At 64.4% G+C, this 13210-nt stretch carries 13 protein-coding genes; 8 read left to right on the top strand and 5 right to left on the bottom strand.

Annotation, left to right across the window (positions count from 1 at the left end):
* Positions 1 to 11 precede the first annotated feature (11 nt).
* From mgtE to ACVIN2_RS38185, 4 genes are all read left to right on the top strand, one after another.
* Positions 12 to 1433 (top strand): magnesium transporter, encoded by a 1422-nt coding sequence (mgtE, locus tag ACVIN2_RS38170; RefSeq protein ID WP_007611360.1) that lies wholly within the window; start codon positions 12 to 14, stop codon positions 1431 to 1433.
* Between the two features lie 161 nt (positions 1434 to 1594).
* Positions 1595 to 1912 carry a helix-turn-helix domain-containing protein gene (locus ACVIN2_RS38175; RefSeq protein ID WP_456769546.1) on the top strand — a complete coding sequence of 106 codons (318 nt, stop codon included), beginning with the start codon at positions 1595 to 1597 and terminating at the stop codon, positions 1910 to 1912.
* 172 nt (positions 1913 to 2084) lie between these two features.
* Positions 2085 to 2903, top strand: a complete 819-nt coding sequence (locus ACVIN2_RS38180) for an aldo/keto reductase (protein ID WP_456769547.1) — start codon at positions 2085 to 2087, stop codon at positions 2901 to 2903.
* Positions 2904 to 2952: 49 nt separating this feature from the next.
* A complete protein-coding gene (locus ACVIN2_RS38185) occupies positions 2953 to 3942 on the top strand; it encodes a hypothetical protein (RefSeq protein WP_456769548.1) in 990 nt (329 codons plus the stop codon).
* 461 nt (positions 3943 to 4403) lie between these two features.
* On the opposite strand, the gene ACVIN2_RS38190 is transcribed toward ACVIN2_RS38185, so the two are convergent.
* The 3 genes from ACVIN2_RS38190 to ACVIN2_RS38200 form a co-directional block, all read right to left on the bottom strand.
* Positions 4404 to 5456: an HlyD family secretion protein gene (locus tag ACVIN2_RS38190; protein WP_456769549.1), complete on the bottom strand. Its 1053-nt coding sequence runs from the start codon at positions 5454 to 5456 to the stop codon at positions 4404 to 4406.
* The gene (locus tag ACVIN2_RS38195; RefSeq protein WP_456769550.1) at positions 5453 to 6718 is read right to left on the bottom strand and encodes a glycosyltransferase family 2 protein; all 1266 of its coding nucleotides are present in this window, start codon (positions 6716 to 6718) and stop codon (positions 5453 to 5455) included. The genes ACVIN2_RS38190 and ACVIN2_RS38195 overlap by 4 nt, the downstream gene beginning before the upstream one ends.
* A gap of 1037 nt (positions 6719 to 7755) precedes the next feature.
* Positions 7756 to 8472 (bottom strand): DUF599 domain-containing protein, encoded by a 717-nt coding sequence (locus tag ACVIN2_RS38200; protein WP_275167969.1) that lies wholly within the window; start codon positions 8470 to 8472, stop codon positions 7756 to 7758.
* 124 nt (positions 8473 to 8596) lie between these two features.
* On the opposite strand from ACVIN2_RS38200, the gene ACVIN2_RS38205 reads away from it, so the two are divergent.
* The 4 genes from ACVIN2_RS38205 (at position 8597) to ACVIN2_RS38220 (ending at position 11401) form a co-directional block, all read left to right on the top strand.
* Complete coding sequence (locus ACVIN2_RS38205; protein WP_456769551.1) at positions 8597 to 9259, top strand: glutathione S-transferase family protein; 663 nt, start codon at positions 8597 to 8599, stop codon at positions 9257 to 9259.
* Between the two features lie 329 nt (positions 9260 to 9588).
* On the top strand, positions 9589 to 9792 hold the full coding sequence (locus ACVIN2_RS38210; RefSeq protein WP_007611353.1) for a hypothetical protein: 204 nt from the start codon (positions 9589 to 9591) through the stop codon (positions 9790 to 9792).
* 159 nt (positions 9793 to 9951) lie between these two features.
* On the top strand, positions 9952 to 10917 hold the full coding sequence (locus ACVIN2_RS38215) for a hypothetical protein (RefSeq protein ID WP_456769552.1): 966 nt from the start codon (positions 9952 to 9954) through the stop codon (positions 10915 to 10917).
* Positions 10918 to 10960: 43 nt separating this feature from the next.
* Positions 10961 to 11401, top strand: a complete 441-nt coding sequence (locus ACVIN2_RS38220; protein WP_456769553.1) for a DUF1489 family protein — start codon at positions 10961 to 10963, stop codon at positions 11399 to 11401.
* A 17-nt stretch (positions 11402 to 11418) separates the two neighbouring features.
* Here the strand turns inward: ACVIN2_RS38220 and ACVIN2_RS38225 are convergent, their stop codons facing one another.
* Positions 11419 to 12171, bottom strand: a complete 753-nt coding sequence (locus tag ACVIN2_RS38225; RefSeq protein ID WP_456769554.1) for a hypothetical protein — start codon at positions 12169 to 12171, stop codon at positions 11419 to 11421.
* A gap of 75 nt (positions 12172 to 12246) precedes the next feature.
* Positions 12247 to 13098: a pantoate--beta-alanine ligase gene (gene panC, locus ACVIN2_RS38230; RefSeq protein WP_456769555.1), complete on the bottom strand. Its 852-nt coding sequence runs from the start codon at positions 13096 to 13098 to the stop codon at positions 12247 to 12249.
* Positions 13099 to 13210: the final 112 nt, after the last annotated feature.

Below are 13210 nucleotides of genomic sequence, written 5' to 3' on the forward strand. Positions count from 1 at the left end.
CGAGGCGCGCCATGGATGAACATCTGGACGGTGCCGCGTTTGCCGCGGAATCGGTACTCGACCACGTGCCGATGCGCAATGAAGACGGCGAAATTCGTCACGAATTCGTCGCGGAAATTGCCCATGCGATCGAGGCCGGCGACAGCGCCGCGCTGCGCGCCTGCGTTGCCGAGCTGCACGAGGCCGATCTCGGCGATCTCATTGGGGCTCTCGAGCCTGACGATCGGGTCCGCCTGGTCGAACTGACCGGGCGCGATTTCGACTTCTCCGCGCTGAACGAGCTCGACGAGGGCGTGCGCGAGGAGATCCTCGAGGAACTGCCGCCGCAGACGGTCGCGGAAGGTGTGCGCGAGCTCGAATCCGACGACGCGGTCGAACTGCTGGAAACCCTCGATCAGGCCGATCAGGAGGAGATCCTCGAGAAGCTGCCGCTCAAGGAGCGCGTCGTGCTCGAGCGCAGCCTGCTTTACCCGGAGAACTCCGCCGGCCGCCGGATGCAGACCGAGTTCATCGCCGTGCCGCAGGATTTCACCGTGGGACAGGCGATCGACTACATGCGCGAGACGCCGGATCTGCCCGACCGCTTCTACGAGATCTACGTCGTCGACAAGGAGCAGCACTGGCAGGGCGCGGTCTCGCTCGACGTGCTGCTGCGTGCCCGCCGCCCGGTGGCGCTTGCCGAGCTGACCGATGAGGATCGCCGCCGCGTCTCCGTCCTGGAGGACCAGGAGGAGGTGGCGCGCATGTTCGGCAAGTACAACCTCGTCGCAGCCCCGGTGCTCGACACCCAGGACCGCCTCGTCGGCGTCATCACCGTCGACGACGTCGTCGACGTCATCGAGGAAGAGGCGGACGAGGACCTCAAGGCGCTCGGCGGCGTCAACAGCGACGAAGAGCTGTCCGACACCGTGTTCACTATTGCACGCGCGCGGTTCAACTGGCTGCTGGTCAATCTCGCCACCGCCTTTCTGGCATCCTCCGTGCTCGGCCTGTTTGAGGGCCAGCTCGAGAAGATGGTGGCGCTCGCCGTGCTGGCGCCGATCGTCGCAAGCCAGGGCGGCAATGCCGCGACGCAGACCATGACGGTCGCGGTGCGCGCGCTGGCGACGCGCGAGCTCGGCTCCTCCAACGCCTGGCGCGTGGTGGTGCGCGAGGGTCTGGTCGGCCTCGTCAACGGTCTCGCCTTTGCCGTGATCACGGGCGTTGCCGCGGTGGCCTGGTTCAGGATCCCGGGCCTCGGCCTCGTCATCGGGCTCGCCATCATCGTGAACCTGTTCGCCGGCGCGCTCGGCGGCATCCTGATCCCGATGGCGCTCGAACGTGTGCGAGCCGATCCGGCGGTGGCGTCAGGCACGTTCGTGACAACGGTTACCGACGTCGTCGGCTTCTTCTCCTTCCTGGGAATTGCGACCTTGTGGTTCGGGCTCAGGTAGAAGCTGTCGAAATCCGTAGCCCGGATGGAGCGAAGCGTAATCTGGGGCCGCTGCGTCGGCTCCAGAGACGCGCCGGATTGCGCTGCGCTCCATCCGGGCTACTGGCATCATCTTTAATCCGAACTTAAGCGAGCTGCCGCATCATCGCCTTGCTTGGGGGAATGAGCATGCGTGTGCGGCTGAAGTCGGACGGACGGATCGTCGAGTTGCGGGATGGGCAGGAGTTTCCGGTCCAGCCGTTTCCAATCCAGCCCGTACCTAACGCAGCGCCGGCCGAAGCCAGCTCGCTCGCCGTGCGCGATTTGCGTCGCCGCGCCTGCCTGACCCAGATGGAATTCGCGGCCAAGCTCGGCGTTCCCGTCGAGACCATCCGCAACTGGGAGCAGGGCAAGCGGGCCCCGCGGGGACCCGCCCGCGCGCTGCTCGCCGTGATCGCGCATGCGCCCGACACCGTGTTCCAGGCGCTCGCCAAAGCCTGAGCTCAAAGCCTGACGTCACGGCTTGACGTCAGGGCTTGGCGCGAACCTCCCGTTAGCATTGCGCGCAAGATCCGGCTCGGCGGCCGGTGTCGCCCGTTGGCAGTGTCGCCAGCCGGGTTCATAATGACGCCTGGATGATGATTTGGGGCGACCGCGACAGAGAGGATTCCTCATGCTGTTCGTCGAGACCAATGGCGCAAGGATACCGGCGATCGGGCTGGGAACCTGGGAGCTGAGCGGGCGCATGTGCGCCCGTGTGGTCGAGCAGGCACTGCGGCTCGGCTATCGCCACATCGATACCGCACAGGTCTACGACAATGAGCGCGAGGTCGGCGACGGCCTGCGCGCCTCCGGCGTGCGCCGCGACGACATCTTCCTGACGACGAAGGTCTGGACCAACCATTTCGCGCCCCACGATCTCGAACGCTCGGTCAAGGAGAGTCTGGTGCGCATGCGGCTTCCCTCCGTCGATCTCTTGCTGTTGCACTGGCCCAATTCGCACGTGCCGCTGGAGGAGACGTTGGGCGCGCTGTCGCATGCCAAGCGCATGGGCCTGACCCGCCACATCGGCGTCTCCAATTTCACCGTCGCGCTGATCGAGCAGGCGGGGGCGTTGTCGCCGGAGCCGCTGGCCTGCAACCAGGTCGAATACCACCCTTATCTCGACCAGGCGAAGGTGAGGGCGGCGTGCGATCAGCACGGGCTCGCCCTGGTCGCCTACAGCCCGATCGCCAGGGGGCGGATCAAGAGCGACCAGACGCTCGCCGAGATCGGGCGTCTGCATCACAAGACGCCGGCGCAGATCTGCCTGCGCTGGCTGGTGCAACAGAATGTCGCTGCGATCCCGCGCACCTCGCGCGTCGAACGCCTGTCGGAAAACATCGAGATATTCGATTTCGAGCTTTCGGACGACGAGATGGCCCAAATCGCCGCGCTGGCCAGTCCCAGGGGCCGCCTGACCGATTTCGGCTTCGCGCCAAAATGGGATTGAGAGGGGGCTGCCGTATGCTAGGACCAGCTTGGCAACCTGAAGTCAGGCGATGGAACTGCGGAAGATCATACGGACGGACATTGCAGCGTCGGCGATCGCCCATCTGACGCTGGTCGCGCTGATCATCGTGATCAGCGAAGTCCATCCGTTTCACGCCAGCCCGCCCGAATCGGTTTCCGTCAGCATCGTGACGCCGGAGCAGGTGAAACAGGAGGAGGCCAAGGCCGAGGAGAAGGCCGAGGAAAAACTCAAGGCGAAGCCGCCGGAGCCGACCCCTGACCTGAAACTGCCGAAGCTGGATTTCACCGACAAGGACAAGGCGGCCGCCGCGCCGAAGCCCGAGGCGAAGCAGCAGACCGCAGCGCCGTCTTCGAAGCAGCAGGCCTCGAAGCAGCAGGCCTCGCCCGAACAGCCGCAGCAGCCGCAGCCTTCACCGACGCAGCAGCAGCAGCGCGAGGCAAATGCTCAAACGCAACCGCAGCCTCAACAGCCACAGCCTCAGCCATCGCAGTCGCCGCCGCCTCAGGCGACGCAGCAGCCTCCGGCGCCGCAGCTCCTGCCACAAGCGATGCAGCAGCCAGAGGCCGCGCCGCCGCCGGCCTATCAGGCGCCGGAGCCCGACGTCACCGTCAAGTACGGCGTCATGCTGGGCCTGCCGCCGGAATTGCCGACGGAGCTGCCGAAGGACGCCCCCAAGGACGATGGCGGCGATGCCAAGGATTCAATCGCGGCCAAGCTGCCGGCTGAAATCATCGCCGAGCTGCGTCGCCATTTGCGAAGCTGCGCCAAACTGCCGGCTGGGGTCGCGCCGACCGACAACGTCAACATCAAGCTGCGCACCGTGCTCGCGACCGACGGCACGCTGGCGCGCGAGCCGATCCTGATCGAAGCCCCGCCGTCCGCGAAGGGCGTGGCGCTCGTGAAGTCCGCCATGAGCGCGCTTCAGGCCTGCCAGCCCTACAAGATGCTGCCGGCCGACAAATACGGGGAATGGAAGGTGATGGACCTGCCGTTCAGCCCACGGGATTTTGGCGGGTAGCAGGTCATCATGTAGCCCGGATGGAGCGAAGCGCAATCCAGGAGCGCTCGCCCGGCATTCGGCACCTTCCCGGATTACGCCGCTGCGCTCCATCCGGACTTGCTGCTCAGCGCATAGAATGACCGTACGTCCAACTTTGCGTCTGGCGACGGACAAGTCGAGATCGCCGCCAATCCTTACAAACCAGCCGGAGCACACGCTGGAGACACCACCATCTCAACCCAACACCTTGTGCACCGCGCGCTAGTGCCCACGATCTCGCAAGCTGGGTCAGCCGACACAATGTCGCGGCAGCACTTCGGGCACGTATATCCCGCGATGTTCGGTGCGAAGTCATACTCCGGACCAACATAGGCGCAGATCATGTGGTGGAATACCGGAAACGAGATCAGAGCGGATGAGCCGCAAGCCGGGCAATTCGTTTGAGTCCCTTCGATCTGCATGCTGCACTTCGCTCCCTCTCACAGCTCGTCGAGCCCGAATAGTCCCACCAGCATGGAAGCGATCCGCGCGCTGAGTTGCGTGTAGTGCATGTGAACGTCGACGGCCGAGTTCAGCGCGGGGGAATGCGCGCCTGGGCTGAACCTGATTCGCGCGATTTGCGAGGCAGTACGCTCGCGCATCACTGACGAGCCCGGTCCCGGGTACACATCTGACACCGGCAGGATTTCCGCGATCTTGCCCAGAATTCGTCGGTTGCCGAACAGCACAAAGACTTCGTTGCCGACTTTTGGATCGGACAGGCGTTCGTTGGGAACGTACCAGTCGACGAAGACATCCGTGGGGTCGAGAATTTCTGCGATCGGAGTGCCCGCCACCAGCGATTGGCCGGCGCGCGCAGGATTGTTCGCGACTATTCCAGCTATGGGTGCGAAGACTCTCCCGTCTGCAAAGCTGCTTTCAACCTTTTCGAGGCGGTCACCGAGTTGCCGGCCGAATTCGTCGAGAGCGGCCAATTGAGTGCTGGCCTCGGCGGCTTCCGCCTCCTGCGAGACCACGGCTTTGTTAGCCAGGGCGCGCTCCCGGGACATGTCTATGCGGTAATTCAGGCTCGCGGCCGATGAGTTTGCGATAAGTTCGACAGCTTCCTCAGCAAGCCGCAGATGTGAGCGCGCCGCGTCGAGAGATTCGCGCGCAACCCGGGCCTTGACGCGCAGTTCCGCTTTGCGACCGGCGATGTCCGCGAGCGAGCGCATATAGGTGGCGACTATTTCATCGTGCTGCGGAGACCGAACCCTTCCGATTTCGTCGCCGGCCTTGACCGATGCACCTCTCAGCACGGTGATGCTGTTGATCTGCACGATGTAAGGCATTGAAACCAAATATCTTGGTGAGGACACGCTGCCCGGGCCGCCGAGATAAAGAATTGGCCTCCCGAAATAGATGACAAAGAATGCGAGTATGCCGAATACGATTGTCGCATAGGCGGCGCGGACGACCCGTCCGGCCGCACGCCGACGGCTCTCGATGGGATCGGGGATATGGGGATCGAGTCGTGTTAGGGTGACGGTCATTTGGCCACTTCCTTCGTCCGATCGCCGAATAGTGCACGGCGAACGCGCGGCGGCACGAAATCATCGTTCCGCGACGAGGCAAAAATGATTTCCGAAGTGTAGGAAAAGAACCGCGCGCACTTCAGATAGACACCCTGGTAAAAGGGAAAGATAAGAGCCATCTTCCAGCCCAAGGTTCCGACGGATCGATGGAACAGGGCGAACACAAGCGCCATATTGAAGACCGAGATCCAGAGCAGCAGCACGTATATCGCCGAAAGAAACAACACGGCATCCGAGCCGAACAACAGCACAATGTAGGCCAAGTAGAATGGCAGGCTGAGCGTCGGAACGAGATCAAAGACGATGAAGTCCAGCCGTTGGATCGTGTCCGGTAAACGCTCTAGCGGATGGCGAAAACTCAGCTCGCCATACATCATGAAGCGGATGCGCAGAGCATCGCGATCCCAGCGTGCGCGCTGGCGCAACAGACTTATGCCGCTTGCGGGGCCGGCTGTTTCCGCCCAGGCGTCGGAAACGAACCGAATGACATAGCCGAGTCTCCGGAGCCGCAAGGTGTACTCCATATCCTCTCCCGGGCCGACGTCGAGCCCGCCCTGCTGCGCGAAAATATCCCGGCGATACATGGAACAGGCGCCGGACAGGCACGCGATCGCATCCACCACGTCTAGGATCGACCGCCCCGCGGTGATCGACATCAGGTATTCGACGCTTTGAAGTCCTGTCCATATCGAGTCGCGCTCGTTGCTGATCGCGATGCTGCAACTTGCGCCGGCGACGAGCGGATCGCCGAACGCAGCCGCGAGGCGCTCAACCGCGTTCGGTTCGAAGACAGTGTCGGCATCTACGGTCAAGAGAAGATCGCCGCGGGCAAACCGTGCTGCAGCGTTGATGGCAGCGCTGCGGCCGCAGCGGGTCCCATGGCAGATGACCATGTCAACCAGGCCCTGCGCTCTCGCCCGCTCCGCGACCGCGCGTGTTGCGTCGGTGGAGCCGTCGTCGACGACGATGATTTCGACAGGTCGCAGGGTTTGCCGGCGCAGCGAGCTGATCGAAGGAGCAAGCCCGGAGCCGCCGTTGAACGTCGGGATAATCACGCTTACCGTCGCTTGGCAAACCGTCCCACCGGCGCTTCGCCGCTTCGAGCTGAACAGAGCAAGAGACACCAACGATAAGGTGTAGCGGGGTATGTCGAATATCAGCAGCGAGAAGGCGAGTAGAAATAAACTCGTTCCGGCGAGGACTTCCACCATTTCGGACATGCCGGCCATCTCCGCTACGACAGGACCACTCCGAGCATCCGACCAAACAAGGCGCGCAAGGCAATTATCAGACGGGAAAATGAAGACCATCGCGTTGATGGTCGCGGGGTAAATTGCGTAAACATTTGCTTTTTGTGTCTGCGCTATTCATCTGCATCGTCGGCTTCGTCGGTTGACGATGACCGGCTCTCGAAGGCTGATTGTTGGCGTGCCGGCATCAGCTTTGCAGTTGGAGTTGTTCCCCGCGTCGATAAATCCCACAAGGTGACCAGGTCCGTCCAACCTTTCAGGCGCAAGACGGCCTCAGTCTGGAAAGACTGAGGCCGGTGGGGGCGTCGATGTACCGTTGGGGTCGGTACTCCAGAACTCTAATCGCGACGCACCAATCTGCGTATTGTCCTTGAGGACAACCAATCAGCACGTCGTCCCTCTCACACACCTGCGAACCGCCCGACGGGTATGCCGGACGGTGGTCCGTGCCACGCACACGCCGTTGATACGTGTCCTACCGACGCCGCAGGCAGCAGCGACTTCCGTAATCAGGCTTTCGGGCTGTGCAATCGGGGCAGGTGTCATCGCCTGAGCCGATACTGCGAAGAAGAAGGCGGACGTGGCAATTCCGAGCGACTTGATCATATCGAGCTCCCTGGAAGCGCCCAACCGCCCGGCCGGCGCGGCGAAGCGATGGACGCGACTCCCTCAAACTGATGCCCGCTCAAGTCAGAGAATTGAGATAGATCAAAGCGACTTCAGGAGTTCCCATGAGGCAATCGCTGCACAGGCCGAGACGCCGGCTTAGGATTATGATCGCAGGCTTCCCTGTGCCCTTGGATAAGGGGGGAAGTGACCAGGCAAAGATACGGGCGAAATGCGCCGCGAGAGTGCGAAGCTATGTCTGCAATTCAAAATGCGAGCTGGAAAAGTGGCGCTGCCGCCTCATACTGCGTCAATGCGAGCGCAGCGACTTGTCCGCCACACTCCGCTCTCGTACCGGACGCAGCGCAAGAGCGCTGCAACTCGTCTGGGACACAAGCGCGTCAACGACCGCGCTTCCGCATCTCCTCGCCATCCACCACCTCCGGCGCCATGGCCTCCCACGCGCTTGAGGCGAATTGCCGCCGCCAGGTCACGATCACCACGGCGGCCGTGGTCACGAACAACACCCAGGGGCTGACGAACCAGCCGAGATAGCCCAGTGCGAAGAAGAAGGCGCGCTGGCCGCGGTTGAAATGGCGGCCGGCGGATTCGAACAGGCGCGAGGTGCGGATCACATGGGCTTCGGCCTCCGGCGTGTCACGCTGCGAGGCCGCAGGCATGCCACCGAACAGGATCGCGACATAGTTGAACAGGCGATACGACCAGGCGAATTTGAAGAAGGCGTAGACGCAGATCAGGACAAGGCCGACGCATTTCAGCTCCCACATGGCCGGCGAGGTGCTGAGATCGATCGGCAGCTTGCTCAAGATCGTGATCGCGTCATTGGTCGCGTGCAGCAGCGCCAGGGCGCCGCCGAGCGCGATCAGGCTGGTGGAGGCGAAGAAGGCAGTGCCGTTCTGCAGCGAGGCCATGATCTGCATATCGACCATGCGCGCGTCGCGGTCGAGCAGCCGGCGCACCCACACTTCGCGGTAGCGGTTCATGCGCGCCGACAGGCTGTCGCGGCCATAGGCCGAATGCTCCAGCGTCAGCGCGTAGACCAGCCACTCGATGATGAAGAAGCCGACGGCGGTGATGTCGACCCAATGCCTGCTCATGTCTGTCTCCTGGCGAGGATCGCAACGCTTGCCACGCATGGCGAGGTGCAGCAACGATTGATTGGCGGCAGGCGATGGCGTTAAAAGCGGCTCGCTTCAAGGCGGATCGAGAAGGACTGATGACATGGCTGCGCTGAAACTCGCAATCGGCAACAAGAATTACTCGTCATGGTCGATGCGGCCGTGGCTCGCGCTCCGTGCCAACGACATCCCGTTCGTGGAGACCCTGATCCCGCTCTACACCGACAATCCCGCGGACAAGGAGCAGATCATCTCGTTCAGCCGCGCCGGCAAGGTGCCGGTGCTGGTCGACGGCGACATCACGGTGTGGGATTCGCTTAGCATCATCGAATACGTCGCCGAGCGCTACCCGGAAGTGAAGCTGTGGCCGGACGACGCCGCCGCCCGCGCCCATGCCCGTTCGGTGTGCGCCGAGATGCATTCCGGCTTCATGGCCCTTCGCAACGAATGCGGCATGAACCTGCACCGCCCGGTGCGTCCCGTGACGCTGTCGGCGGACGCCGAGGCCAATATCGCGCGCGTGCAGGAGATCTGGCGCGAATGCCGGACCCGGTATGGCGCCAATGGACCGTTCCTGTTCGGGCGCTTCGGCGCGCCGGATGCGATGTATGCCCCGGTCGTGCACCGCTTCCGCACCTACGCGATCGAGGTCACGCCGGAGACCCGGGCCTACATGGACACGATGCTGGCGCTGCCGGCGTTCCAGGAATGGACCCGGGACGGGCTCGCCGAAACGCTCGTCATCGAAAAGTTCGAGGCCGTGTAATCTGTGGTTGCGATCGGGCCTCGCTTCTCGCAGCAAGCCGGCGGCGCTCGATCGCCCGAGTGGTCGGCAAGGAGAGGGACCTCACGGCCCGGGAACCGCCCAAGGCGGTGGATCACGCAAGCCCGACGGCCGTTTGCCCCATAGCGCCTGAAGGACCGGTTCCAGCGGTATCATCGGCTGGCGGCATCACTCTGAAATAACTGCAAAATTCGCACGTTTGCCATGTTGCATACTGCTGGCCAAAAACGCCCGCCGCATGCTATACCACGCCCGGGTTTCCGGCCGGCCGACGCAGTGGGACCATGGGCGTGGCAGGCGTTGTTTGAGTGATGGAGAGGGTGTTGAAGCACAAATTCCCTATTGGCGCGCGCGTATTGTTCACCGCCAGCAATGTCGCACGCCCCGCTGCCAGCGGCTCGTATGAGGTCATCCGCCTCCTGCCGACGGATGGTGACGACTGTCAGTACCGGATCAAGAGCTCGACCGAAGCCTTCGAACGCGTCGCCAAGGAAAGCCAGCTCGCGCTGTCCTGAAGGCCGACGCTACCCGCGCATTGGCGCGTTCCCGGGAATTTGTATTCTGCCGCCGTCAAAAGGCCCGCTTCACCTTCAAAAGGGGGACCGGGGGCAGTTGCCGACTCTCGGTGCTCGCTTTGACCATTCGCTCTCTGCTCGCGTGAGGGGACGTCGCGCATGAACTGGCCATGGGCCTCGTCGCTCGACCAAATCTGGCGCTCGCCGGCCTTTCCAATGTGGATGATGCTGGCGGCTGCCGGCTTCTTCGGACTGATCCTCCTGGTCACGCTGCTGCGCGCCGAGCGATCGGTCGCCAACGGTGCGCTGGCCGTCGTTACGCTGCTCGCCATTGCCATCGCGCTGGCTGCCGTCGTGCGCGTCGATGGACCGGCGGGGCAGACCACGCCGACCGAGGCGCGCGCGCAGGCCGCGATGACCGCGAGCCTGCCGGCGTTCTCCTGTCTCGACGATCTCGCCGGCGATGCCGTGGCCATTGGCTGCGAGAAGGCGCTGTTCGGCGCGCCTGACGTGGCGGCTGCGGCCGTCTCCACCATTGCGGCCAGGATCGACCGGCTGACGGCGCTCGGCGATGCCGCGACCGCCGAGAAGAGCCTGACGCCCGACATCAAGGTGCTGCGCAAGTCGCTGGAGCGTGATCGCTACGGCCTGGTCGCGCAGGTGCTGGTCGTGCGCGACGGCTGCACGCAGTTCGACTGTGCGGCCTTCCGCTCGCTGACCGACCAGCAGCAGGTCGCCGCCAACATGGATTCCCATCTCTACGACACGCTGGTCGCGCGCCACGCGCCGACCTGGAATGCGCCTGCAACGGCGCAATCGTTGCCGGCCACTGCCGCGCTTGCCGGACTGCCGCCGTCGATGCCGACGGGCAAGCCGACCAGTGCGGAGTTCCCGAGTGCCTCGTCGACGCCGCCGGTCAGCATCATGAATCCGGAGCCGCCGACGCGCCAGGCTGCGCCCGCCGCGAACGCAGCGGCTCCGCGCGCCCCGGCAGCGGCCTCGGCACAGGCCGCAGCCCCCGCCGCGAAGAAGCCGCCTGCGCCGAAGGCTGCGCGGGCGCCGGCGGCAGCACCGGTTCCGCTCACGCCGCCGGCCGCGGCTCCCCCGGCTGCGGATAACGAGTAGATCGGCATTCCAAATGCGTGGCTGCCCGGCTAATGCTGGGGGCATGCCACTACATCTGATCAAGCTCGCCGTCGGCTGCGAATCCGTCAAGGAATTGAAGGAGTGGACCGCCGAACGGATGCAGACCGCCAAGAAGAAGGGTCTGCCGCAACATCACATCCACATCACCCGCCTGGTGCCCAAGCGCGACTCCGAGATCCTGTCGGGCGGGTCGCTCTATTGGGTGATCAAGGGCGAGGTCGCCGCGCGCGAAAAGATCATCGGCATCGAGCCGTTCCGCGACAAGGACGGCATCGGACGCTGCCGGATCGTGATGCAGCCGAAGGTAATCCCGGTGTCGCCGCGGCCGATGCGCCCGTTCCAGGGCTGGCGCTATCTCGCCGACGATTCGGTGCCGCCCGATCTCGGCAAGTCCGCCGCCGGCTCGATCGCGGCGATGCCGGAGCCGATGCGGCGCGAGCTGCGCGATCTCGGGCTGTTGTAGCCGCTACTCCGAAGGCGTCACTGCGAAGGCGTCACGATGTGCAGCCGCGCCCAGTCGGACGGCGGTATGACGACGGGGCGCCCGCCTTCGCCGATGCCATCCACGATGTCGATGAGATCGGGCGCAATGCCCATCTCGTTCAGATATTTCCGGTGTTGCTCGCCGAAATACTCCGTGAGGCTCTCGCGCTGCTCAGCCGGGATGTTGGGCGCGAGCCGGTTACGGACGGAGCGGCTGCCCAGCACAACCTTCGTGCCCGGCGGCAGGCTGCGATGCACGCCGCCCGCCAGCGCGAGCACGCAGGCAAAATCGCAAATCAGATTCGACACTGACAATCTTGCATCGAGCGGTCCGCCCGGACGCTTCAGCGTGAAGCATTCGGCGTCCGGCTTTCCGGCGCAGGCTGTGACCTCGGTCGTCCCGGCCGTGGCGTCGAGGCCGCGGTCACGCAGGATGCGGCCGAGGCTGCTTGCGACCTTGAGATTGGATACGCCCCAGCTATGGATCACGACAGGCAGCTTGCGGCCCGTCTGACGGTCGAGGATCGCGATCAGCCGCTTGTAGCTGTCCCACTGCACAGCCCCTTCGGCGGCAATCCAGTCCGAACACCCCGGACCGCAGGCATCGGCCGGGCCATGGGCGACGTAGAAGATCATGGCGTCGGGCGGCGAGCCGAAGGCGCCGATCGGCGGACGCTGTTGTGCCTGTACGGCGCCTGCGGCAACAAGCGCCAGCACGCAGCTCACGATCCTCACGCTGATGGACGACATGCCCCGCCAGTCGGCTCGCTTCCTCGCGCCGATCATCCATCCGGGCGAGCAAAGGTGCAAGATCAACCTTGGCGGTTACACCGCGATATTGTCGATCAGTCGGGTCGTGCCGAGCTTGGCCGCGACCAGGATCCGCAACGGGCCGTCCTTGCGCGAGGTGACAGGCGCCAGGGTCGCTGCATGGCGCACCTCGAAATAGTCGAGCTCAAAGCCGGCCGCCGTGATGATCGCGGCACCGCGCGCCATTGCGGCCGCGACCGCTTCGCCGGCGCGGATGCGCCCGGCGCTCTCCTTCATGGCGCGGTACAGCGTGGTTGCTGTCTGCCGCTCCTGTGGTGACAAATAGACGTTGCGCGAGGACATCGCGAGCCCGTCGCGCTCGCGCACGGTGCGGGAACCGATCACCTTGACCCCGAGGTCGAGGTCGCGAGCCATCTGCGCCACCACCCGCAACTGCTGAAAATCCTTCTCGCCGAAGATCGCGACATCAGGCCGGCACTGCGTGAACAGCTTGCCGACGACGGTGGCGACGCCGCCGAAGAAATGCGGGCGGAAGCGGTCCTCGAGGCCGGCCAGCGCCGGTCCCTCCGGCACGATGCGGGTGGCAAAGCCCTCCGGATACATGACCTCGGCGCCGGGATGCCAGACGATATCGACGTCCTCGGCGGCGAGCTTGGCAAGATCGGCCTTCCAGGTTCGCGGATAGGCGCCAAAATCCTCGGTCGGCGCGAACTGGGTCGGGTTGACGAAGATCGACACCACGACGCGGCTCGCGCGCCGCCTGGCCAGGCGCACCAGCGACACATGGCCGTCATGGAGCGCTCCCATGGTCGGGACCAGCGCGATCGTGGCCTTTCGCTTGCGAAGATTGTCGACGGCGCGTCGCAAGGTGGGGACCGTGCGGGCGATCAAGGGGCTGCGTGACATCAGAACTCGACGGGGTTGGGAATCGGCGGGCACGTCCCGGCGCCCGGCGGGCTAACCTTAACAAGCGGCGACCATGGACGCCACGCATCCGGATGCGGCACAGCACCCGCGC

It is taken from the genome of Bradyrhizobium sp. USDA 3650 (assembly GCF_054057395.1).

Coding starts and splice junctions, on each gene's coding strand:
- ACVIN2_RS38175 (WP_456769546.1), top strand. CDS start 1,595: ATGAGCATGCGTGTGCGGCTGAAGTCGGACGGACGGATCGTCGAGTTG.
- mgtE (WP_007611360.1), top strand. CDS start 12: ATGGATGAACATCTGGACGGTGCCGCGTTTGCCGCGGAATCGGTACTC.
- ACVIN2_RS38210 (WP_007611353.1), top strand. CDS start 9,589: ATGGAGAGGGTGTTGAAGCACAAATTCCCTATTGGCGCGCGCGTATTG.
- ACVIN2_RS38185 (WP_456769548.1), top strand. CDS start 2,953: ATGGAACTGCGGAAGATCATACGGACGGACATTGCAGCGTCGGCGATC.
- panC (WP_456769555.1), bottom strand. CDS start 13,098: ATGTCACGCAGCCCCTTGATCGCCCGCACGGTCCCCACCTTGCGACGC.
- ACVIN2_RS38215 (WP_456769552.1), top strand. CDS start 9,952: ATGAACTGGCCATGGGCCTCGTCGCTCGACCAAATCTGGCGCTCGCCG.
- ACVIN2_RS38195 (WP_456769550.1), bottom strand. CDS start 6,718: ATGTCCGAAATGGTGGAAGTCCTCGCCGGAACGAGTTTATTTCTACTC.
- ACVIN2_RS38220 (WP_456769553.1), top strand. CDS start 10,961: ATGCCACTACATCTGATCAAGCTCGCCGTCGGCTGCGAATCCGTCAAG.
- ACVIN2_RS38180 (WP_456769547.1), top strand. CDS start 2,085: ATGCTGTTCGTCGAGACCAATGGCGCAAGGATACCGGCGATCGGGCTG.
- ACVIN2_RS38200 (WP_275167969.1), bottom strand. CDS start 8,472: ATGAGCAGGCATTGGGTCGACATCACCGCCGTCGGCTTCTTCATCATC.
- ACVIN2_RS38205 (WP_456769551.1), top strand. CDS start 8,597: ATGGCTGCGCTGAAACTCGCAATCGGCAACAAGAATTACTCGTCATGG.
- ACVIN2_RS38190 (WP_456769549.1), bottom strand. CDS start 5,456: ATGACCGTCACCCTAACACGACTCGATCCCCATATCCCCGATCCCATC.
- ACVIN2_RS38225 (WP_456769554.1), bottom strand. CDS start 12,171: ATGTCGTCCATCAGCGTGAGGATCGTGAGCTGCGTGCTGGCGCTTGTT.